The 20,236-nt window shown below is 70.1% G+C and carries 25 protein-coding genes; 24 read left to right on the forward strand and 1 reads right to left on the reverse strand.

Features of this window, described 5'->3' with window-relative positions; genetic code table 11:
• Window positions 1–35 precede the first annotated feature (35 nt).
• The 23 genes from ACFY1T_RS08570 (at window position 36) to ACFY1T_RS08680 (ending at window position 18,325) form a co-directional block, all read left to right on the forward strand.
• Entirely contained in the window at window positions 36–296 is a 261-nt protein-coding gene (locus tag ACFY1T_RS08570; protein ID WP_390787541.1) for a hypothetical protein, read from the forward strand.
• A complete protein-coding gene (locus ACFY1T_RS08575; protein ID WP_390787542.1) occupies window positions 247–1,755 on the forward strand; it encodes a terminase in 1,509 nt (502 codons plus the stop codon). The genes ACFY1T_RS08570 and ACFY1T_RS08575 overlap by 50 nt, the downstream gene beginning before the upstream one ends.
• Window positions 1,737–1,934, forward strand: coding sequence for a hypothetical protein (locus ACFY1T_RS08580; RefSeq protein WP_390787543.1), 198 nt, complete (start codon window positions 1,737–1,739; stop codon window positions 1,932–1,934). Before ACFY1T_RS08575 ends, ACFY1T_RS08580 begins: the two co-directional genes overlap by 19 nt.
• Complete coding sequence (locus tag ACFY1T_RS08585) at window positions 1,931–3,283, forward strand: phage portal protein (protein ID WP_390787544.1); 1,353 nt, start codon at window positions 1,931–1,933, stop codon at window positions 3,281–3,283. The genes ACFY1T_RS08580 and ACFY1T_RS08585 overlap by 4 nt, the downstream gene beginning before the upstream one ends.
• Window positions 3,283–4,284 (forward strand): HK97 family phage prohead protease, encoded by a 1,002-nt coding sequence (locus ACFY1T_RS08590; RefSeq protein WP_390787545.1) that lies wholly within the window; start codon window positions 3,283–3,285, stop codon window positions 4,282–4,284. The genes ACFY1T_RS08585 and ACFY1T_RS08590 overlap by 1 nt, the downstream gene beginning before the upstream one ends.
• 3 nt (window positions 4,285–4,287) lie before the next feature.
• Window positions 4,288–5,763 (forward strand): phage major capsid protein, encoded by a 1,476-nt coding sequence (locus ACFY1T_RS08595; protein WP_390787546.1) that lies wholly within the window; start codon window positions 4,288–4,290, stop codon window positions 5,761–5,763.
• A 54-nt stretch (window positions 5,764–5,817) separates the two neighbouring features.
• Window positions 5,818–6,228 (forward strand): hypothetical protein, encoded by a 411-nt coding sequence (locus ACFY1T_RS08600; RefSeq protein WP_390787547.1) that lies wholly within the window; start codon window positions 5,818–5,820, stop codon window positions 6,226–6,228.
• Between the two features lie 48 nt (window positions 6,229–6,276).
• Window positions 6,277–6,633 carry a hypothetical protein gene (locus ACFY1T_RS08605; protein WP_390787548.1) on the forward strand — a complete coding sequence of 119 codons (357 nt, stop codon included), beginning with the start codon at window positions 6,277–6,279 and terminating at the stop codon, window positions 6,631–6,633.
• 9 nt (window positions 6,634–6,642) lie between these two features.
• Complete coding sequence (locus tag ACFY1T_RS08610) at window positions 6,643–7,482, forward strand: hypothetical protein (RefSeq protein WP_390787549.1); 840 nt, start codon at window positions 6,643–6,645, stop codon at window positions 7,480–7,482.
• Window positions 7,483–7,947 (forward strand): hypothetical protein, encoded by a 465-nt coding sequence (locus tag ACFY1T_RS08615; RefSeq protein WP_390787550.1) that lies wholly within the window; start codon window positions 7,483–7,485, stop codon window positions 7,945–7,947.
• Window positions 7,948–7,958: 11 nt separating this feature from the next.
• Window positions 7,959–8,162 carry a hypothetical protein gene (locus ACFY1T_RS08620; protein ID WP_390787551.1) on the forward strand — a complete coding sequence of 68 codons (204 nt, stop codon included), beginning with the start codon at window positions 7,959–7,961 and terminating at the stop codon, window positions 8,160–8,162.
• The gene (locus tag ACFY1T_RS08625; RefSeq protein WP_390787552.1) at window positions 8,162–9,148 is read left to right on the forward strand and encodes a phage tail tube protein; all 987 of its coding nucleotides are present in this window, start codon (window positions 8,162–8,164) and stop codon (window positions 9,146–9,148) included. The genes ACFY1T_RS08620 and ACFY1T_RS08625 overlap by 1 nt, the downstream gene beginning before the upstream one ends.
• 2 nt (window positions 9,149–9,150) lie before the next feature.
• A complete protein-coding gene (locus ACFY1T_RS08630) occupies window positions 9,151–9,654 on the forward strand; it encodes a hypothetical protein (RefSeq protein WP_390787553.1) in 504 nt (167 codons plus the stop codon).
• A 12-nt stretch (window positions 9,655–9,666) separates the two neighbouring features.
• The gene (locus ACFY1T_RS08635; protein WP_390787554.1) at window positions 9,667–10,092 is read left to right on the forward strand and encodes a hypothetical protein; all 426 of its coding nucleotides are present in this window, start codon (window positions 9,667–9,669) and stop codon (window positions 10,090–10,092) included.
• Between the two features lie 129 nt (window positions 10,093–10,221).
• The gene (locus tag ACFY1T_RS08640; protein ID WP_390787555.1) at window positions 10,222–12,645 is read left to right on the forward strand and encodes a hypothetical protein; all 2,424 of its coding nucleotides are present in this window, start codon (window positions 10,222–10,224) and stop codon (window positions 12,643–12,645) included.
• Complete coding sequence (locus ACFY1T_RS08645) at window positions 12,642–14,951, forward strand: carbohydrate binding domain-containing protein (RefSeq protein ID WP_390787556.1); 2,310 nt, start codon at window positions 12,642–12,644, stop codon at window positions 14,949–14,951. Before ACFY1T_RS08640 ends, ACFY1T_RS08645 begins: the two co-directional genes overlap by 4 nt.
• 10 nt (window positions 14,952–14,961) lie before the next feature.
• The gene (locus ACFY1T_RS08650) at window positions 14,962–15,459 is read left to right on the forward strand and encodes a hypothetical protein (RefSeq protein ID WP_390787557.1); all 498 of its coding nucleotides are present in this window, start codon (window positions 14,962–14,964) and stop codon (window positions 15,457–15,459) included.
• A gap of 3 nt (window positions 15,460–15,462) precedes the next feature.
• Window positions 15,463–15,978, forward strand: a complete 516-nt coding sequence (locus tag ACFY1T_RS08655) for a hypothetical protein (RefSeq protein ID WP_390787558.1) — start codon at window positions 15,463–15,465, stop codon at window positions 15,976–15,978.
• Complete coding sequence (locus ACFY1T_RS08660; protein ID WP_390787559.1) at window positions 15,975–16,205, forward strand: hypothetical protein; 231 nt, start codon at window positions 15,975–15,977, stop codon at window positions 16,203–16,205. The genes ACFY1T_RS08655 and ACFY1T_RS08660 overlap by 4 nt, the downstream gene beginning before the upstream one ends.
• 57 nt (window positions 16,206–16,262) lie before the next feature.
• A complete protein-coding gene (locus ACFY1T_RS08665; protein WP_390787560.1) occupies window positions 16,263–17,240 on the forward strand; it encodes a hypothetical protein in 978 nt (325 codons plus the stop codon).
• Window positions 17,240–17,503, forward strand: coding sequence for a hypothetical protein (locus ACFY1T_RS08670; RefSeq protein WP_390787561.1), 264 nt, complete (start codon window positions 17,240–17,242; stop codon window positions 17,501–17,503). Before ACFY1T_RS08665 ends, ACFY1T_RS08670 begins: the two co-directional genes overlap by 1 nt.
• Window positions 17,503–17,991 (forward strand): hypothetical protein, encoded by a 489-nt coding sequence (locus ACFY1T_RS08675; protein WP_390787562.1) that lies wholly within the window; start codon window positions 17,503–17,505, stop codon window positions 17,989–17,991. The genes ACFY1T_RS08670 and ACFY1T_RS08675 overlap by 1 nt, the downstream gene beginning before the upstream one ends.
• Window positions 17,981–18,325, forward strand: coding sequence for a hypothetical protein (locus tag ACFY1T_RS08680; RefSeq protein ID WP_390787563.1), 345 nt, complete (start codon window positions 17,981–17,983; stop codon window positions 18,323–18,325). Before ACFY1T_RS08675 ends, ACFY1T_RS08680 begins: the two co-directional genes overlap by 11 nt.
• Before the next feature lie 103 nt (window positions 18,326–18,428).
• Here the strand turns inward: ACFY1T_RS08680 and ACFY1T_RS08685 are convergent, their stop codons facing one another.
• The gene (locus tag ACFY1T_RS08685; protein ID WP_390787564.1) at window positions 18,429–19,772 is read right to left on the reverse strand and encodes a hypothetical protein; all 1,344 of its coding nucleotides are present in this window, start codon (window positions 19,770–19,772) and stop codon (window positions 18,429–18,431) included.
• 146 nt (window positions 19,773–19,918) lie between these two features.
• Here ACFY1T_RS08685 and ACFY1T_RS08690 point away from each other — a divergent pair, with 146 nt between their 5' ends.
• Window positions 19,919–20,146 (forward strand): hypothetical protein, encoded by a 228-nt coding sequence (locus ACFY1T_RS08690; protein ID WP_390787565.1) that lies wholly within the window; start codon window positions 19,919–19,921, stop codon window positions 20,144–20,146.
• The last annotated feature ends 90 nt before the right edge of the window (window positions 20,147–20,236 follow it).

Raw genomic sequence — 20,236 nt, forward strand, 5'->3', positions numbered from 1 at the left:
ACTCTCCGTAACCGTCACACACTGTCACGGGGGAGGTGGCCAAGATCGATAACGAGCAGGCCACCCGGGAGGAGATCCTCGCGCTCGGCGTCGCGCACCTCGCGCCCGGGCTCTGCGCTCTCGCGATCACCCTTGCCCAGCACCTCGATGACGCGGAGGCCCCGACCAGCGCGGCAGTGGTCGGCCGAGAACTGCGGGCCACTCTCGACAAGCTCCGCGCGGTCGCGCCCGGCAAGGCGGAGGGGGATGAGCTCGATGACCTCGCTGCTCGACGCGCCGCACGCCGTGGCGCCTGACCCCCGCGGCGCCCAGCGGCCCCGGCTCCACATCGCGCCGCCCTTCCTCTCTTCCTCCGGCCAAGAGGCCGTCGAGCTCGCTGCCCTCGCCGGGCTGCAGCTCGACCCCTGGCAGCAGCACATCCTCGACCTCGGCCTCGGCGAGCGCGCAGACGGCCGCTGGTCCGCGTTCGAGGTCGCGGTCAACGTCCCTCGCCAGAACGGCAAGGGCGCCATCATCGAGGCCCGGGAGCTGGCCGGCCTGTTCCTCCTCGGCGAGGAGCTCATCCTGCACAGCGCTCACGAGTTCAAGACGGCGATCGAGGCGTTCCGGCGGGTCACGGCGCTGGTGACGAACAGTGACTACCTGCGGAGGCGGGTGGCGAGGGTCCGACGGACCACCGGCGAGGAGTCGATCGAGCTGCTCTCGGGCCAGCGGCTCCGGTTCCTCGCCCGGTCCGGCGGCTCGGGCAGAGGCTTCTCCGGGGACACCAACATCCTCGACGAGGCGATGCACCTCGGCGACGAGGCGATGGGCGCGCTGATGCCCACCATGTCGGCCCGGCCGAACCCGCAGATCTGGTACCTGGGTTCGTCAGGCATCGGAGGGCCGTCCGTGCAGCTCGGCAGGCTCCGGGAACGGGCCCTGCGGGCTTTGGAGGGCGAACCCGACCCCTCTTTGGCCTACTTCGAGTGGTCTATCGACCCCCACCTCGTCGAGTGCCCAGCCAGCTGCACCGAGCACGACGACCAGGGCGATGCGGCGGCATGGGCCAAGGCGAACCCGGCGCTCGGCTTCCGCATCACGTCCGAGCACATCGAGCGCGAGCGGCTGAGCATGTCGCCAGCCGTGTTTGCCCGGGAGCGGCTCGGCGTCGGCGACTACCCGTCCGACCGGACTGACACCTGGTCCGTCATCGGTCAGGATGCCTGGCGGGCCCTCGCCGACAGCGACTCGACACCGTCCGACCCGGTGGCGTTCGCAATCGACATGACTCCAGAGCGGTCACACGCTGCGATCGCCGTTGCCGGGGTGTCTGGCAACGCGGTGCACGTCGAGGTCGTCGACCACCGGCCCGGCGTCGGCTGGATCCTAGAGAGGGCACTTGACCTGCAAGAACGCTGGAACCCGTGCGCTTGGGTCATCGACGGCGGCGGCCCGGCAGGCGCACTGATCGCCGACCTGGAGCGGGCGGGACTCACCGTGACCGTGCCCCGGGTCAGGGAAGTGGCCCAGGCCTGCGGTCAGTTCTACGACGCGGTCACGGAGCAGACCCTCGTGCACCTCGACCAGGCGCCGCTCGCCGCGTCCCTCGCCGGAGCCCGGAAGCGTGAGCTGGGCGAGGCATGGGCCTGGGCCCGCCGCGGGGTCTCGGTCGACATCAGCCCACTCGTCGCCGTGACCCTCGCCGCCTGGGGCCTGCGGACCAGGGACGACACACCAGAGGAGGAGCCGGAGCCGTGGGCCGTCTTTCTGTGAGCCGCGCCGGCCTGGCGCGGGCCGGTACCGTCCTGGGCGGGGCCCTCGTCGCTGCCGGGACCGGCCTCGGCCTCGGCCTGGCCCTCGGCCTGGTCGTAGGCGGGGTGCTGCTGGCCGCGTACTGCCTGCTGGTGGCCGACGTGGACCCGCCGCGACGTGATGGGAGGGGTAGCGGATGACGACCCTGTGGCGGGCGTCCAGAGGGCGCCGGGCTCCGGCCGAGGAGCGGCAGATCGCCTCGTTGGAGGACTACGTCAATGCCGTGGGCGGGGCGTACAACCCTCTGGGGGTGCAGCTGACGTTGCCGGGGCAGGCCGCTGAGCCCGTCCCGAACGACTTCCGGACGTATGCGGTCCGCGCGGCTACGAACGGGGTGCTGTCGAGCTGCATGGACGTCAGGAAGGACGTCTTCTCCTCCGTCCGGTTCACCTGGCAGCGCCTCCACAAGGGCCGGCCGTCCGAGATGTTCGGGACGGCCGACCTCGCCCTGCTGGAGCACCCCTGGCCCGGCGGCACGACCCAGGATCTCCTGGCCCGTGTCATCCAGGACGCCGACCTCGCAGGCAACGCTTACTGGGCACGGGACGGCGACGAGCTCGTCAGGATGCGCCCGGACTGGGTGCAGATCGTCCTCGAGCCCCGGAAGTTCCGTAGCGGGGTGCTGGGCTGGCGCCGGCTGGGCTACCTGTACACCGAGGGTGGCATCCACTCCGGCGCCGAGCCGGTAGCACTCCTGGTCGACGAGGTCGCGCACTTCGCCCCGAAGCCCGACCCGCTGGCCACGTACCGGGGCATGTCATGGATGACTCCGATCCTCCGGGAGACCAGCACGGACGGGCTGATGTCGGCCCACAAGGCGCGCTTCTTCGAGAACGCGGCCACCCCGAACCTTGTGGTCAGCATGCCGCGAGAGATCACCCCGGACGCCTTCGAGAAGTTCGCCGCGAAGATGGACGCGGGCCACAAGGGCGCCCACAACGCCTACAAGACCTTGTACCTGGGCGGCGGCGCCGATGTGACGGTCGTCGGCAACTCCTTCTCTCAGATGGATTTCTCCCGGGTTCAGGGAGCCGGTGAGACCCGCATCGCGGCGGCGGCCGGCGTGCCGCCCGTCATCGTCGGCCTGTCCGAGGGCCTGGCCGCGGCGACGTACTCCAACTACGCGCAGGCCCGCCGCCGCTTCGCCGACGGAACGGTCCACCCGCTGTGGGCCAACGTCGCCGGGAGCTTTGCGCACCTCATCGGGCCTATCGGAGGTTCCTCGCGGCTCTGGTACGACCCCCGTGACGTGCCGTTCCTCCGGGAGGACCGCAAGGACGCCGCCGAGATCGTGTGGCGGCGCTCGCAGACGATCCGCGCCCTGACCGACTCCGGGTACACCCCGGAGTCCGTCGTCGCCGCGGTCGACTCCGAGGACTTGAGCCTGCTGGTCCACACCGGCCTGTTCTCCGTGATGCTCCAGCCGCCGGGGACCCCCGGCATGCCGACCGCCGAGCCGGCGTCACCGACCGACGAGGAGGGCCCGTGATGGGCACAGTCCATGCCGTCGCGCGCGACCTGGTGAGGTCCGCGCCGTTCCGCGCCGAGGCGCCAGCCGGCGGGGAGGCCGACGACGGCCGCACCCTCGCCGGGTACGCCGCAGTCTTCGGCGAGAGCACCGAGATCGACTCCTGGGAGGGCACCTTCACAGAGACGGTCCGCAAGGGAGCCTTCCGGAAGACCATCCGGGAGTCGACGCCGGTCATGCAGTTCGACCACGGCCGGCACCCGCTCATCGGCTCGATTCCGATCGGCGCGATCACCGATCTCCGCGAGGACGACCACGGCCTGTACGTCGAGGGCCGCATCTCCGACAACTGGCTGATGCAGCCCATCCGCGACGCGATCGCCGAGAAGACCGTGAACGGCATGTCCTTCCGGTTCGAGGTGGTGCGCGAGGAGTGGCGCGACGCCGCCGGAAAGCTCGTACCGATCGAACAGGTCGGCGAGCTGCTGTGGATGCCCGGAGACCGAGGTCCGCTCCAGCGGGAAATCATCGAGGTACGGTGCCGCGAGCTCGGCCCCGTAGTGTTCCCGGCCTACGGCGGGACTGAGGTGTCGGTGCGGGCCCGCGGCATGGCCGACGAGCTGGTCCACGACGGCCATGCCGCACGGCAAATCCGCCAGTCCCTCGCTCGGGACGCCGCAGCGCCGGTGGTGCCCGAAGACCCCAACCTGCGCCGCGAGGTGGCCACCTCGCTGCTCTTCGGCCGCCCCGGGCAACCGCGGCGCGGCGACCACCTCGTCGTCGACATCAGCGGCGACATCGACCCGGACCGGATGGCAGTCGCCGTCCGCGACTCGCTCCGACAGATCCAAGGCGCGCCGCTCGCTCCAGAGCACCCGCCTGCACTCAGCACGACCGACGCGCCGCCCGCCGATGGGCACCCGTCCCCTTCCCTGGCCAGTGAGCGTCTGCGGGCGTACATCACCGAGGCCCGGGACCGCATGCGCCAGACGCTGGCGCTCATCGACGCGAAGGACGCGTGAATCATGGAGCTTTCCTACCCCCAGGCGAAGATCCGCCTGAAGGACATTGAGGCCGAGCTGGAGCGCCTCGGCGCCAAGGCTGAGCTGACCGCCGAGGACGAGCAGCAGTTCGACGAGCTCACCCGGGAGTTCGGTGAGGTCGACCAGCACCGCCGGCAGCTGGAGCGGCTGGCAGCGCTGGAGCGGGTCCGCTCCGCCTCGGCGGTCAGCGACCGCCGCCCCTCCGCCACGGCCGTCCGTGCTGCGGCCGGGACGTCGTATGGCTCCGACGGGTACGACCTCGACCCCATCCACAACCCCGATTCCGTAGAAGACCGCCGGTTCCGCAATCCCTGGGACCTCTCCGAGGTGCGCACCTTCTCTCGGTCCAAGGAGGCGGTGGCGCACGAGCTTCGGGCCCGCGCGCTGTCCGCGATCGAGAAGATGGCCGGCGCCAACGACCGCGTCCGGGCCGCTGGCACGAGCATCATCGAAGAGTTCGATGACAGTGACTCCCGGATCGCCAAGCTATGCCTGGCCACGTCTGGCCCGGAGTATCTGCGTGCCTGGTCGAAGGTCGCACGTGGCCGCGGGCACCTGATCTCGCCGGAGGAGCAGGGGGCCCTGGAGCGGGCCATGTCGCTCACCGACAGCGCCGGTGGCTACCTGGTGCCGTTCCAGCTCGACCCGACCGTGATCATCACCGCCAACGGCAGTCGCAACCAGATCCGCGAGGTGGCCCGGCAGGTCGTAGCCACCGGCGATGTCTGGAACGGCGTGAGCAGCGGTGCCGTGTCCTGGAGCTGGGACGCGGAGGGCGCCGAGGTGTCCGATGACACCACGACCTTCGCGCAGCCCAGCGTCCCGATCTACAAGGCGTCCGGCTTCGTCCCGATCTCGATCGAGGCCCTCGAGGACGAAGCCAACGTCACCATGGAGGTGGCCCGCCTACTGGCGTTCGGCCGCGACGTCCTGGAGAGCGCGGCGTTTGCTACCGGCACCGGCTCCGGGCAGCCGACCGGCATCATCACCGCTCTGACCGGCACCAGCTCGATCGTCACCTCGACGACCACCGATACCTTCGCCGCGGCGGACATCTACAAGGTCGACAACGCGCTGCCGGCTCGGTACCGGGCCAACGCCGCGTGGCTGGCGAACAGGGCCGTCTACAACCTGATCCGCCAGTTCGACTCCGGTGGCGGGGCACAGATGTGGGAGCGCATTGGTGCCGACGTACCCGGTCAGCTCCTCGGCCGTACCGCCCTGGAGTCCGAGGACATGGATGGGACCGTGACGGCCGCGGCGGAGAACTACCTCGCGGTGTACGGCGACTGGTCGAACTACGTGATCGCTGACCGGGTCGGCGTCACCGTCGAGTTCATCCCGCACCTGGTCGGCTCCAACCGGCGGCCTACCGGTCAGCGCGGCTGGTACGCGTACTACCGCGTCGGCGCCGACTCGGTGAACGACGGCGCGTTCCGGATGCTCAACGTCACCTAACCCTGCAGTGCCCCCGCCGTGCCGGCGGGGGCCCGCCTTCCGGAAGGAGAACTGATGCGCAACAGCCTGTACGGCCTCGCGCGGGCCAAGGTCACGTTGACCGTCGCAACCCGCACGAACGGAACGGTCAACGGCACCACTGTGGATCTGAACGAGAACAAGGACGCCTGCCGGTCGGCAATGCTCATCGTCCACACCGGGACGATGACCGACGGCTCGCACGCCGTGATCCTCCAGGAGTCCGACGACAACAGCGCCTGGGGCACCGTGGCGGCCGCCGACCTTCAGGGCTCGGCACCGACGCTGGTGGCGGCCGACGACGACGTGCTCTACGAGCTGGGCTACATCGGCTCCAAGCGCTACCTGCGCGCGTCGGTGACCACGTCCGGCGCCACGTCGGGCGGTACGTTCGGCGCGACGATCGTGCGCGCCTTCCCCCGGCGCCGGCCGATCTCACACAGCTAGGGACCCTCCATGCCGATCAAGCGATGCAAGGCAGCGTTCACCATCTGGATGAATGGATCTCCGCGGGTGTATTCGGGGGGCCAGCTCGTCGACGAGAAGGATCCGGTGCTGCGCACCCATGGTCATCTCTTCGAGGACGCCGACACCCATGTTGCGGCGCGCACAGCGCGGGCCGCCGAGATGGCCACGGCTGTCCCCGGTGAGGCTCGCACGCTGGGCGCCCCGCCGCCGCCTCTGCGGTACGACCCGGGCGCCGACAATGTGAAGGATGTCCTGGCCCGGCTGGCCGGTGTCGCGGACCTCGACGAGCGCCGCCGGATCCTCGACGCCGAAGCCGAGGGGCAGGCGCGCGCCGGCATCCTCAAGCACCGCGGTGACCTCCTCGGCGAGGTCGACCCGGAGTAGGAGCGAGTCGTGCCGTTCGATCTCGGGGACGCGGTCCGCCTGCGCGCCGACTGCTGCGACGCGGGTGGCACGCTCACCAACGCCAGCACCGTTACCCTCACCATCACCCTGCCCGACGGGACTACCACGTCCCCGGCGGTCACGAACCCGCCCAGCGGCACGGGCGAGTATGCCGTCGACTACACCACCGTCCAGGCTGGCCGCCACGCGGTCCGCTGGACATTCACCACCCCGGCCGCGGCATACACCGACGTGTTCGACGTCCGGGCTGCCGAGCCGCTGCTGATCCTGTCCCTGGCGGACGCTCGCCAGCACCTCTCTCTCCCCTCTGACGACACCAGTCACGACGAGGAGATCCGGCCCTGGCTGGAGTCGGTCACCGAGCTCGTCGAGGCGCTGTGCGGGCCGTGCGTCCGCCGGACCGTCATCGAGGATCACACAGTGTCGGCCTGGGGCGTGGCCGCGCTGGCGCTGCGCCGGACCCCGGTGCTGTCGGTGACGTCCGCCGCGGGGGTCCTGGCCGGTGGCGAGACGTATGCCGGTGCCGAGCTGCACGCCGACTCGAACGGCATCCTGCGGCGTCTCGACGGCGGCCTGCTGTTCGGGCCGCTGCTGCGGGTCATCTACGTGGCCGGCCGGACCGTTGTCCCGTCCAACCTCAGCGCGGCAGCGCGGATCATCCTCCAGCACCTGTGGCGCACCAAGTACGGGGCGAGCCGCGCACTGTCCGGGCTCGGCGGTGGCGAGGACTTCTCGGTGACCGAGCCGGTCGCCGGGTTCGGGTACGCCATCCCGAACCGGGCCATGCAGCTCATGGAGCCGCACCGGCTCCCGCCGGGGGTGGCGTAGATGGCGACCTCCGCCGTCCCGGCCGCGGTCGCCGGGCTGCTCACCATCCTGCGGTCCGCGCCCGGGCTGCATGGCGTGACCGTCGTGGACGGTCCCCCGACGAACAACCTGACCGGAGGGGACTGGCTGTACGTCGGGCACCAGCCGGGGGCGGACGCCGCTGTGAGTCTGAGCCAGGCGTTCGCGTCGGCCGGAGCCCGGACCCGGGACGAGGACATCGAGATCGCCTGCTACGCCGAGTCCCGAGCCGGCGGCACCGACATGGCCGCCCGCCGGGCCCGGGCGTTCGAGCTCCTGGCCGAGGCCGAGAACGCGCTGCGCGCCACCGACGCGGCCCCCGAGGCTCCCACCCTTGGCGGCGCCGTGCTGTGGGCGCACCTCGTCACCGGCGACCTGTACCAGCTCCAGTCAGACGGCGTGCTGGCTGGCATCGCATTCACGGTCCGATGCCGGGCCCGCATCTAAGGAGAAGGCCCATGGCCAAGGTCCGCTACGTCGGTGACGTCCCGGTGACCGTGCCCGAGCTCGGCGGGCGCACCGTCCAGCCCGACGAGGTCGTCGAGGTCCCCGATGACCGCTACGACGGGTACGTCTGCCAGCCCCCCAACTGGGAGGGCGTCGAGGAGCCGAAGACCGCGTCGAAGAAGGCCGCGGCGAAGAGCGAGAAGGGTGACGTCTGATGGCGATCGGATCCGGCCTCGGCGGCCAGCTCGGCATCGTCGCCGAGTCCACCTACGGCACGTTCGTGGCACCGACCAAGTTCCTGGAGTTCTCCAAGGAGTCCCTGGTCCTGAAGAAGACCACGGCCCAGTCAGCGGGCATCGCCGCGGGCCGGCTGCTGCCTCTGTCCAACCGGCGCGTGCTGACCCAGCTTGAGGCCACCGGGTCGATCGACATGGAGGTCACCAACAGCGGGATGGGGCTGCTGCTGCAGGCCCTCATGGGTACCACGGTCACCCCGGTGCAGCAGGGAGTCACGACCGCCTACCTGCAGACCCACACCCTCGCCGACTCCTTCGGCAAGTCGCTCACGATTCAGAAGGGCGTGCCGCTCACGACCGGCACGGTGACCGACAAGAGTTTCACCGGCTGCAAGGTGACCGGCGCGGAGTTCTCCTGCGAGGTCGGCGACATGCTGACGTCGTCGTGGGAGATCGACGGCAAGACGTGCGACGAGACGCAGACCCTGGCCACCGCCAGCTACCCGGCCCGGAGCCCGTTCCACTTCGGGCAGCTCACCGTCAAGACCGGCACGTTCGCGTCGGAGACGGCGCACGACGGCGTCCGCAAGGTGAGCGTGAAGATCGAGAGGCCGATGGCCACCGACCGGTTCTATGCCGGGCAGTCGGGGCTGAAGAAGGAACCGATCGCCAACGACCTGGTGAAGATCACCGGGACGATCGAGATGGACTACGTGTCCACCACCCTCGATGACCTGCACACCTCGGATGCGGCGACGTCGCTGGTCCTGGAGTGGGTCGGCGCCAACATCGCCTCGACGTACTACGAGACGTTCCGGATCACACTGCCCGCCATCAAGATCGATGACGCGCCGCCGAACATCGACGGCTTCGAAGTCGTCAAGCCCAGCTACGGCTTCACCGCGCTGTACGACGGCACGAACCAGCCGTCGATCGTCTACATCTCCACCGACACCACGGTGTAGCCGTGACCCGGGACATCCGGATCATCAACACCGGGACCCTGCTCGAACTGTCCCGGCGGCTGCACGCTACGGCCGGCGCCCCGGTCCGTGCCTCCATGCAGCGGCGGATCCGGCGGGCCGCCGAGCCGCTGCGAAACGACCTGCAGCGCACCGTCCGCTCGCTGCCGATCCGCAGCGCGGGCGGCGCCGGCCGCAGCGGCCCGTCACCGACCACCCGGCCATTGCGGGCCACGATCGCCGCGGCGATCCGCATCTCGGTCCGGGGCACCGCCAACCCGGGGGCCCGGGTCTGGATCGACCGGGCCGCGCTGCCCCCCGACCTGCGCAACATGCCCACGGTCTTGAACTCGGGCCGGATCCGGCACCCGGTGTTCGGCAACCGGCGCCGCTGGGCGACCCAGACGACCACCCCGCTGTGGTGGGAGTCCACGATCCGCCGGCACCGGCCCCGCATGGAGCGCGAGGTCGAGCGGATCCTGCACGACGTCCGCCAGCGCCTCGAATGAAGGAGAGCTCCCTTGATCATCGTGTACCGCCCTGCCGACGGCGAGGAGCAGCACTTCGACGCCCGGTCTGTACGGACGTCGGAGGCACAGATCGTCGAGCGGACCACGGACATGAAGTGGGCCGACCTCAAGATCGGCTTGCGCGACGACGACCCGACGGCGCTCCGCGGAATCGTCTGGGTCCTGATGAAGCGGTCTCAGCCGACTCTGCGTTGGGCCGACTTCGACCCCACCGTCGACGAGCTGTACAGCCGCTTCGATGCGCGCGAGGTCGCCGCGTTCGCCGCGGACATCGCCAGCCTTCCCGAGGAGCGGCAGCCGCAGGCAATCGCTGACCTGCGGCACTACGCCGCGGACCCGGACAGCGTTGACGAGGCGCTTGCCGCCGCGGCCGCGCCCCCAAAAGAGACGGCGGCGGACTCGCCGAGCGACGGCTGAGGTACCTCGGGCTGTTCGCTCACCTTCTGCACCTCGGGCCTCGTGACGTCGACGAGCTGACCGTCGACGAGTTCGACGTGCTGTGCGACTGGATCGACCGCCACCAGACCGATGCAGCGAGGGGGTCCAGTGGCTGAGCGCATGGCCTTCATCCTCGACGGCGACGACAACCTCAGCCCGGTGTTCCGCCGGATCGGCGAGAGCGCCGAGCGCTTCCACCGCCGGCTGAACGATGCGGTGGACGAGTCAGGGGGCGAGCTCCGCGCCTTCACCCGCGCGGCGGGCGGCGGCCTGCAGGAGCTCGGCCGAGACCTCGGCGACGCGGGCCACGCCGCGACCGAGATGGGCGACGGCGCCCGCCACGCCGCGCCCGCAGTCCGCGAGCTGGGCGACGCGGCGCACCATGCGAACGTCCAGGTGGAGCAGTTCACTCGCGATTCCGCAGGCCGGGTCCGTGACCTGCGCGGCCGGTTCGTCACAGCTGCGCAGAGCGCGGATCTACTCGCCCGGGAGGCGGCCGGTACAGCCGTCGAGGTCCGGGAGGTGGGCGACGCATCGGAGCACAGCTCTGTGCGGGTTCGCCACCTCGGCGACGGTGCCGACCGTGCCCGCCCCTCCCTGACCCGGCTCGGTTCGTCCGCCGGCGCAGCGGGTGCTGAGCTCGGCAGCAGTGGCGGCGGTTTGGGCGGAGCCATGGGGGCCGTGGCCGGGATCGCGGCGCTGTCTCTGCTGCCTGCACTCGGCGCCCTGGTCCCCATGATCGCGGGGCTCGGTATCGCCGCGATCACCATGAAGCTCGGGTTCGACGGGGTCGGCGAGGCCGTCGAGGCTGCGGGCAAGGGGAAGAAGGAGTACGCGGCAGCACTCAAGGGCCTGACTCCCGAGGCGCGCGCCTTCACCAAGGAACTCGTCGCGACGAAGAAGGAGTTCTCCGGGCTCGGCGACGAGGTCCAGAAGGCCATGTTGCCCGGTTTCACCCAGGCGCTGAAGGAGTCCGGGCCGCTGCTCAAGATCGTCGGTAACGCGGCGACCATCATGGGCAAGGGGTTCGGTGACGCGGCGGCCGGGGTCGGCCGGCTGCTGAAGGACTCCGGGTTCCAGCAGGATCTGTTTCACGTCCTGCAGCTCGGCGACAGGTTTGTACGCGAACTGAGCAGCGGACTCGGCGGCCTGACCACGGGGTTCTTCCGCTTCGGCGCAGCGAGCGAGCCCACCCTGAAGTCATTGTCCGGCGGGCTGCGCAGCCTGCTCGGCGAGGGGCTGCCCTCCATGTTCCAGGGGCTGCAGACCGGAGTCGACGGCTCCAGCCGCTTCCTGTCCGGCCTGTTCACCATGCTGACCACCACCCTCGGCGCCCTGGGCAAGTTCGCTGGCGAGGTCGCGCGGACCTTCGGCCCGTCCCTGGGTGAGGGCTTCATCCTCACCGGCAACCTGCTGAAGCTGGCGCTGGAGGGGCTCGGTGCCGCCGTGCGGTTCGCCTATCCCTTCTTCCATGACCTGGAGTACGGGATCAAGTCCGTGTGGCTGCTGCTCGAGCCGTTCGCCGTGGCGGCGAAGTCGGCCGGCCGCGCGATGCTCGACGCGTTCCTCCCCGCCGGCTCCTCCGTCGAGAACATCCGCGGCCCGCTGCAGCGTCTGCACGAGTCGATCGAGCGGAACAAGCTTGGGATCATGGAATACGCGAGGATGTTCGGCAGCGCCCTGATGGCCATGGCCGAGGGTGCCTTGCGGACCCTGCCCTACATCGTGTCCGCTTTCAATGGATTCGCCACCATGGCCGTCGACAGCGTCGGCATGGTCGTCGACGCAGCGACTGCGTCTTTCGGGTGGATCCCCGGGCTCGGCGACAAGCTGCGTAACGCGAGCGCTGAGTTCAACACGTTCCGCAACAACTTCGTCGGTGGCCTGAACGCCGCCGAGGAGAAGACGCGCAGTTTCACTCAGGAGGTCGCGCCGCGGCTGGCCGAGAACCGGCTGAAGATGAACATCTCCAGCTGGGAGCAGCAGATCGCGGTGGCCAAGGGCGAGTTGTCGTCGGTGCCCGCCTCGAAGCGGTCCCAGCTGCTGGCGCACATCTCCGACCTGGAGGCCAAGGCAGCCAAGGCGCGGGCCGAGCTCGCCTCGATCCACTCCAAGACCGTGACCGTGACGGTCGTGTCCCGGAACCTGATCGACTCCTCGCTGAACAGGTCCCGGATCGTCAACGGCGTACTCACGCGCGCCGGCGGCGGCATCGTCCGGGGCCCGGGCACCAGCACCTCCGACAGCGTCCCCGCCTGGCTGTCAGACGGCGAGTACGTCCTGAAGGCGTCCGCGGTGTCCCGGCTCGGACAGCCGTTCCTCGACACCCTGAACGCGGGCCGCATGCCGACCCCGGTGGGGGCCCCGGCTGCGGCCGGTGTTCTGCCTGCCGCGCGCAGCGGGGTGGTGTTCGCTCCGCAGATCACCGTGCAGGGTGCGCTCGATCCGCTCGCGGTGGCCCGGCAGATCCGCGAGCTGATGCTCAAGCTGCAACGCGACTTCGGCCTACCGACTGGGGTGATCATGCAATGACGGTGAGGATCGCGCTGCGCGTCGCGTTCGGGTTCGCGCCGCTGGCCACCTCGGTGACCTGGACCGACATCAGCCAGTGGGCCGACCTCGCCTCACAGATCCGCCTGACCCGGGGCGCCTCCGACGAGCTGGCCCAGACGCAGCCCAGCACCATGAGCCTGACCCTCGACAACACCGACGGCAGGTTCACCGCTGAGCTGGCCAGCTCGCCGTACTACCCGTGGGTCCGCCCCGACTGCCCGATCCAGCTCGGCGTCATCACCCTGTCGGGGAAGAACTACGTCCGGAACCCGGGCTTCGAGAACGCGAGCATGGACCAGTGGGCCAGCAGCACCACCTCCCCCGTGTTCGCGGTCATCCCCGACAACGGCAAGGCGCACAGCGGCACGTACTCCCTGGCGGTGGGCTGGAACAACACCAGTACCGGCGGGGTGATCGAGCAGACCGTGTACGGCCTGGACGTCGGGGTGACGTACACACTGTCCGGCTGGGTGTGGGTGCCGGTCGGCTCGCCCTCGGTGCGCTGGCTGATCGACGGGGGCAGCCCGGGTACAGCCTCGGCCGTCACCGGCGCCTGGACGCAGATCACCAAGACGTTCACCGCGACGAGCACCAGCCACACCGTGCAGCTCACTACGACGCTCACCTCGCCGAGCATCGGGAACTCCGTCTGGCTGGACGACGTGCAGGTCGAGGTCGGGTCGTCCGCGACCTCACTCGACAGCGTCGGGGCGCGGGTGCACTGGCGGTTCTACGGCGTCGTCAACCAGTGGAACCTCGGCTGGAAGGGGCTGCAGCCCGTCGTCGACCTGACCGCCACCGACTTCTTCAAGATCCTGTCGAAGCTGCCGCAGCTCGACACGCTCCTGGCGGAGGAGATCAAGGAGCTGCTGCCGGTCATCTACTACCCGTTGACCGAACCCTCGACGTCCGTGTCCGCCGGCGACATCGCAGGCACCGGCGCGGGCAGCCTCGTCCAGGCGCAGGTCGGCACCGGCGGCACCGTCACGTTCTTCGAGACGGCAGGCCCCGCGGCCACCGGGGTGAACGTCCTGAAGTTCGCGCCGGCCGGGGCCGCAAACGGGATCCGCCTCGACGCCTACATGGGCGCCTACGCCGAGGAGCAGACCACCCTCACGAACATCACGTTCGAGTGCTGGTTCCAGACGTCGACCGCGGGCCGCTACTTCATGGCCGCCCGGTCCAACACGTTCCAGCACGAGATCGTGTTCGGGCTGACCGGCTCCGGCTATCTGATCATCGAGCACACCGGGAGCGGTGGCACCCGGACCGTGAGCACCGTCAACGCGACGAACCTCGCTGACGGGACCTGGCACCACGTCGTGTACGACGAGCTCAACCAGGACGTGTACATCGACGGCGGCGCGCCGATCTCGGTCACGGTCACCAGCATGCTGGCCCTGCGGTACCTGTCCATCGGCGGCTACCCGGACCAGCTATGGGACGGCTCCGTCGCCCACGCCGCGATTTACACCGGGAACGCCACGCCGACCCTGATCGCCGACCACTACGACGCGGGCACGACCGGGTACGCCGGTGAGGACGCCGACGCCCGGATCCTCCGGCTCTCGGGGTACGCAGGCATCGCCGCGATCGACCCCGTCGGCGACTTCTCGGCCGTCGCCTCCCAGGGCGCCGGCGGGTCCAGTGCCCTAGAGATGATGCGAGCCGTCGAGTCCACCGAGGGCGGCCGGCTCGCCTCCCACCGTGACGGCCATGCACTGCTGTTCCAGAGCAGGACGATCCGCTACAACGCGGCCCCTGCCCTGAGCATCGACTACGGCGAGCTGGAGACCGCAGACGTCTCCCTCGCCGACGACGACCAGAAGCTGGTCAACCAGTACAAGGTCGTCCGGCCTGGCGGCGCCACCCAACGTGTCGTCGCCGCCGAGTCGGTCGCCGCGTTCGGCCCTGCCCCCAAGGAAGACACGATCCTGAAGATCACCGACGGTGAGGTCCTGGACGCGGCGAACTGGCGGGTGTCCCGGTACGCGGTGCCCAGGCCGGAACTGCGCGAGCTGCCAATCCAGGCATACGCGCAGTCGGTGGCCACCTACCGGATCCTCCTGGACGCGGACATCTCCACCGTCCTCCAGGTCACCGGCTTTCCGGCGTCGGCACCCGCCTCGACGGCGACCGCGGTCGTCGAGGGCTACGTCGAGGAGATCGGCCAGGAGCGGCACCGGATCCAGTTCCACACCTCACGCGCCCAGACGGACGCGGTGTGGACCCTCGACGACACCACGTACAGCGTGCTCGGTACGTCCACCAGGCTCGGCTACTAGGGAGGCGCCCGTGAAACAGCAGACGCCCGTCCGCCGGACGGAGTCCTTCTATCTGCCACCGCCGAGCCTGCCGGCCAACGCGTGGGACTTCGTCCCGCCGGCCGAGCGGGTGTGGCGCTGGTACGAGCACACGACGCAGCGCCGGGTCGTACCGCCCGCGGGCATGCTGATCGGAGCGACGGTTCAGGCCCGCATCAACCACGGCCGGTGGGTCGCCGACTGCCTGTGCGGCAGTGCGCAGGTGGTCACCCCTGGCGACCCGCGTTTTGCCTGCCCGGAGTGCGGCTGGGGGTGGGCTCGCATCGTCTTCCCCGAGAGGGTTGCCGAGGCAGAGGCGGCCGTCACCGCCCGCGCCCCCCATGAGCAGAACTGGTGGGCGGCCGACGACGATTCGTGGGACCGGCCGCGGCCGACACCGCCGGCCCGGGACAAGCCCGGACCGCCTACGCGCGGTGGGCCCGGCGGCCAGCCTCCGACGGACGACACCCGGCCGACGAGGGTGAGGTAGCCGATGGCGACACCGCGCACCTGGGTCGTCGGCGAGGTCGTGACCGCGGCCCTCATGAACCAGGAGATCCGCGACCAGATCACCCTGCTGCTCAACCCGCCGATGGCCGTCCTGAAACAGACCGTCACGCAGAACGTCGCGAACGGAACCTGGCAGACCCTCACGTTCGACAGCGAGGTCATCGACTCGTACAACGGCCACTCGACCGTGACGAACACCTCGAGGTACACGTGCCAGCTCGCGGGCTGGTACCGGGTCACCGGCCGCGCCGCGTTCGCGATCAACGGCACCGGCTCCCGAGGGGCACGTGTCCACATCAACGCGGCGTTCATCCAGGGCGGCGCGTCGCTGTACGGCGCCGGCACCCTGATGGGCATCCCCGAAGCCACCCACGTTCTGCAGCTGGCCGTCGGGGACTACATCGAAATCGCCGGCGGCCAGAACAGCGGCGGCACCCTGGCCACCGCGTTCGTGAACGAGGGAGCCAGCATGATGTACGTCGATTGGATCCACGCATGATCACCTGCGCCTGCGGAGCCCCGCCTGTGGTGCAGTGGCAGCGCCGCGCCCGGCCCGACGAGGGCGGCCCCGACGACACCGTGCCCGTCTACGCCTGCGCCGACCACGCGCTCGACCCGGACGCCAGCACCCTCCTGCACCAGGCCTCGTGCACCGCCGGAGAGACCGGGCCTGTCTGCACCTGCACGCCGGAACCGATCGGCGACCCCATGGCCGCCCGGGCCTGACCCCGCTCACAGCCCCGTGCCGTTCGGCCGGGGCTTTCCTCATGCCCTGGAGGCCTCATGTCCGCAGGCGCGCAGTTCTACCCCGGGGCCTCGACCGCATACCGGTACGACGGCCGTTACCCCGGGCTGATGCAGGAGATCAACTGCTGCGTCACCCACACCACCGAGGGCACCACGCTGCCGGACTACGACGGCGGCGCCATGGCACCCAACACCACGATCCTCCCGGACATCCCGAACAAGCGGATCAAGGTCTACTGCCACTTTCCGGCGGACATGTCCGCCCGGGCGCTGGTCGATGACTCCGCCACCGAGGTACGGACCAACCGCAACAACGCGCATCAGGTCGAGCTCGTCGGGTCCTGCGATCCGAAGCGGCGCACCAGCTGGGGCAATCTCCGCGCTGGCGTGGACTACATCTACTGGCCGGAGGCACCGGACTGGCTGCTCCAGGCCTACGCCCGCTACATCGCCTGGCTGAACACCGAGCACGGCGTGCCCCTCGTCTCGACGCCCCGCCCATGGCTGCCGTACCCGGACAGCTACGGCAACAGCCGCGGGCAGCGCATGCCGCTCGCGGAGTGGGCCAACTTTCGCGGCCACTGCGGCCACATGCACGTCCCCGATGGCAACGACCACGGCGACCCCGGCGCAACGCGCATGGACCTCGTCATCACCTACGCGCAGCGGCTCGTGTCCGGCGCCGACCCGTCCGAGGAGGACGACATGCCCACCCCGCAGGAGTACGCCGAGGCCGTCTGGCGCCACACCGAGACGAACGCGGCCACCGGCAAGCCGGTCGACATGGGCGCGGTCATGGCGTGGATGGACAAGGTCCACAACACCCAGACCGAGACGATCACGCGCCAGAACGCCGCCACGAACGCCGCGATCACCGCGCTCGCCACCCAGCTCGGCCAGCGCGAGGACGTCAACACCGCCACGGTCGTGGCCGCCGTCCAGCAGGCCATCGCCGATGCCGTCGTTCACGTCGACGTCGACGTGACCGGAACCCCTACCCCCAAGGAGTCCTGATGACCAACCCGTTCCCCTCCTCCGACGTCATCCTCAAGACCGGAAAGATGTACGCCAAGGACCTCACCGAGCGCGTCCTCTGGACCGGTGCTGTCGCGGTCGGCGGCGTGCTCGTCGCGTCCGGCCCGGCCGACATGTTGCACGGCTCCTTCTGGCAGTCCGTCGGCACTGCCGGGATCATCGCGGCCGGCACCCTGGTGAAGGGGTTGGCAGCCAGACTCTTCGGCGACCCGAACTCGGCGTCGACTGCCAAGGGGATCTGATGCGCGGCGCCTGGCAGAAAGCCGGGCGCCGCCTCGGTTACCGCGGCGCCGCGCTCCTCATCGCCGGGGTTGCCTGGATCAACTACGGCGTGGGCCTGCTGAATGACCCGCGTTTCGGCACTGCCCGCGGCGCGACCGCGCTCACCTCCTGGGCCCCGCTGTCGGTGTGGGCGTGGGTGTGGGTCTGCACGGGCGTCGCTTCGTGCGCAGCCGCCGTCCTCCGGTCTGGGCAGGACTGGTGGGGGTGGCTGAGCGCGGCCGCGATGCCCGCAATCTGGGCCGTCGCCTATACCGGGGCCCGGATGCTCGGCGAGTTTCCGCAGGGCTGGTACTCGGGGATCACGTGGGCCGCGTTTCCCGGACTCCTCGCCGTGCTGGCCGCAGCGACCCGTCGGCTGGTCACCATGCACCGCGAGCTCGCCAAGCTCCGCAGCACGGCCGCCGACTGTACGAGGGGGCGAATACAAGGGGGGGCCGATGCTCACTGAATCCACCACCGGACTGATCGCGATCCTCGTCGGGGGTGGGGTGTCCATCGCAGTCGCCTGGATCTCCCGACCTCACCCGGCGCCGGCCGCAAGACCGGAGGACGGTCCGGACCTGACTACGATCGCGGGTATCGCCGCGGTCGTGGCCCAGCAGGGCGACCAGCTGCGTGACGCCGGGGACCGCATCGATGATCTCGAAGCCGCCCGAGAAGCAGACGGCCGAGTGATCCGCGCGCTCCGCCGTTACGTGGCCCAGCTGCAAGAGGCGTTCCGCCAGCTGGGGACCGAGGTACCCGAACCTGCACCGGACGACGCCCCGCTGATCAAGGGATGACCAACGCCCCCTCTCGCCTTCGGGCGGGAGGGGGCGCCTTCGTGCGTTCGGGGTCTACGCTGGTTTCGTGGGCCGCCAGCTCCCGACAGTCGGCGGCCCATCCTCACCCCTTCAGGGCGCCGACCGCTTGCGCGCGTTCTCGCAGCTCCCGAGCAGCGCGCACCGTCGCGTAGGGCTTGAGCCTCAGCATCATCACCTCGAAGTGCTCGTCGCCCCGCGCGGACGACAGAGCCTCGTAGTCATCGAGGAACCGATCCCACGAGTCGCACGCCGCCTCCACGTGACCGATGGCCAGCTGCCGCTGCGCGAGCACGCCGTAGGCGTGAAGACGGCCCTGCCTCTCGTTGGCCGGCTGGATGCGGATCGACTCGCGCAGGGTGCGCACCGAGCCTGGGACGTCCTTCGACTCGTTCTGCACGTGCGCGACATGGAACAGGTAGGCGGTGCGGTCGTACCCGCCGATGCTCTCCCTGCGATCGTCCGCGCGCGCCAGCGCTTCCTCCGCCTCCCGCAGCCGGGCGAACGCCTGCCGCTTGTCGCCGACCATGGCGGCCCCGTGAGCCTGCTGCCCGCGCAGGAACGCTACGAGCCGGGGCCCGGCGACAGGGGCAGCCTCAGCCGCGGAGTCGGCCAGCTCCAGAGCGCGCCGCCCGTAGCCGAGGTTCGACGCCTGGAGCGACATGCCGCGCAGCGTGCGGCAGTACGTGACGTGGTCCTCCGCTTCCCCAGCCAGTCGGAGCGCGGACACGTAGTAGTCCTGGCCGAGGCGGTGCTGCCGCTCGTACATGGCCATCCACCCGGTCAGATAGACCAGGTCGGACGCCGCGGCAAGGAGGCTTCGCCGCACCGGGGCCGCGGCTTCGGCTTTCAGCCACGGGCCGACGGTGTTGACGAGGAAGGCAGCCGCCATCGGGCGAGCGTGCCCGGCGCCGAGCTCGTCGAGGATGTCGGCGATCCGGTCGGTCATCGTCTGGACTGCGGCCACCTGTCCCTGGCCTACCCGGGTCGTGCCCTTGCCTGGCCCTATCGGGTCAGGGCTGTCGGCTAGCGCGAGCGTGGGAAACAAGGGCAGCGAGAGGGCCGCGGAGAAGACTCCGGCAGCGATCACGCGGCGTCGGGATGGATCCATGTCTGCCCTTCCGAGGTCGACCAGGTCTCGGACAGTGTCCGGCTCCTCGCCGCCTGGCGGTGGCGTGAGTCCCGCCTCGGCGTAGGTGACTGGCCGGGCGAGCTTGCGCTCGAACGCCTCGACAATCAGAGCCCTGACCTGCGGGCGCGGTTGATGCCCTGCGATCCACTGCGATACGGCAGGCTGCCCGTACTTGAGCGTGAGACCAGCCTCTGCTCCGATCCGGTTGACGATCGAGGCGAACTGTTGCCGTGACCATCTGGCCTGCTCAAGCAGGACGGGTAGGCCGGTGTTGGGCGTGCGTGAGTGGTGCGCCATGAGCAGCTCCCGACCGATGCATGGCTTGCATACTTCTCCGACCCTCCAACGGTACTCGCGGGCTGGGGTGGTGGGGTTACCTCTTCGTACCGAGCACTGGCTGTGCGGGAGTTCTCCTCCCGCCGACGACGGTAGGGAGCCGCGGCATGAGAGTCCGGGAGAGCGGTCCGGACACGGCGTTCAACCACGTTGCGCACAGGCTGCTGCGTAAGAAAGTCCGCGACCGGCAGTCGCAGCGCGAAGGCGAGCTCATGGCTGTCGTGGCCGAACCCGTCAGGGTCAATGGGCTGTCCTGCTTCACCGAGGTCGCGTACATCCGTGGCGCTGACGGACGCGAGTTCACCGCTGACCCGACAAAGCTGGAGCAGCTGTGAACACCGCGGTGGGTCAGACCTGCGCCCGCTGCCACCGTCAGATCCAGGCCGGCGGCCAGAAGGTCATCCGAGATTCGACCCCCGGCGCGC

The organism is Streptomyces sp. NPDC001194 (assembly GCF_042896985.1).
Lineage (GTDB): Bacteria > Actinomycetota > Actinomycetes > Streptomycetales > Streptomycetaceae > Streptomyces.

Bases quoted from the DNA above. Each gene is read 5' to 3' on its own strand.
- ACFY1T_RS08620 (WP_390787551.1), top strand. From the start codon at position 7,959: ATGGCCAAGGTCCGCTACGTCGGTGACGTCCCGGTGACCGTGCCCGAG.
- ACFY1T_RS08585 (WP_390787544.1), top strand. From the start codon at position 1,931: ATGACGACCCTGTGGCGGGCGTCCAGAGGGCGCCGGGCTCCGGCCGAG.
- ACFY1T_RS08680 (WP_390787563.1), top strand. From the start codon at position 17,981: ATGCTCACTGAATCCACCACCGGACTGATCGCGATCCTCGTCGGGGGT.
- ACFY1T_RS08615 (WP_390787550.1), top strand. From the start codon at position 7,483: ATGGCGACCTCCGCCGTCCCGGCCGCGGTCGCCGGGCTGCTCACCATC.
- ACFY1T_RS08575 (WP_390787542.1), top strand. From the start codon at position 247: ATGAGCTCGATGACCTCGCTGCTCGACGCGCCGCACGCCGTGGCGCCT.
- ACFY1T_RS08645 (WP_390787556.1), top strand. From the start codon at position 12,642: ATGACGGTGAGGATCGCGCTGCGCGTCGCGTTCGGGTTCGCGCCGCTG.
- ACFY1T_RS08675 (WP_390787562.1), top strand. From the start codon at position 17,503: ATGCGCGGCGCCTGGCAGAAAGCCGGGCGCCGCCTCGGTTACCGCGGC.
- ACFY1T_RS08685 (WP_390787564.1), bottom strand. From the start codon at position 19,772: ATGGCGCACCACTCACGCACGCCCAACACCGGCCTACCCGTCCTGCTT.
- ACFY1T_RS08665 (WP_390787560.1), top strand. From the start codon at position 16,263: ATGTCCGCAGGCGCGCAGTTCTACCCCGGGGCCTCGACCGCATACCGG.
- ACFY1T_RS08670 (WP_390787561.1), top strand. From the start codon at position 17,240: ATGACCAACCCGTTCCCCTCCTCCGACGTCATCCTCAAGACCGGAAAG.
- ACFY1T_RS08625 (WP_390787552.1), top strand. From the start codon at position 8,162: ATGGCGATCGGATCCGGCCTCGGCGGCCAGCTCGGCATCGTCGCCGAG.
- ACFY1T_RS08605 (WP_390787548.1), top strand. From the start codon at position 6,277: ATGAATGGATCTCCGCGGGTGTATTCGGGGGGCCAGCTCGTCGACGAG.
- ACFY1T_RS08600 (WP_390787547.1), top strand. From the start codon at position 5,818: ATGCGCAACAGCCTGTACGGCCTCGCGCGGGCCAAGGTCACGTTGACC.
- ACFY1T_RS08655 (WP_390787558.1), top strand. From the start codon at position 15,463: ATGGCGACACCGCGCACCTGGGTCGTCGGCGAGGTCGTGACCGCGGCC.
- ACFY1T_RS08590 (WP_390787545.1), top strand. From the start codon at position 3,283: ATGGGCACAGTCCATGCCGTCGCGCGCGACCTGGTGAGGTCCGCGCCG.
- ACFY1T_RS08660 (WP_390787559.1), top strand. From the start codon at position 15,975: ATGATCACCTGCGCCTGCGGAGCCCCGCCTGTGGTGCAGTGGCAGCGC.
- ACFY1T_RS08690 (WP_390787565.1), top strand. From the start codon at position 19,919: ATGAGAGTCCGGGAGAGCGGTCCGGACACGGCGTTCAACCACGTTGCG.
- ACFY1T_RS08595 (WP_390787546.1), top strand. From the start codon at position 4,288: ATGGAGCTTTCCTACCCCCAGGCGAAGATCCGCCTGAAGGACATTGAG.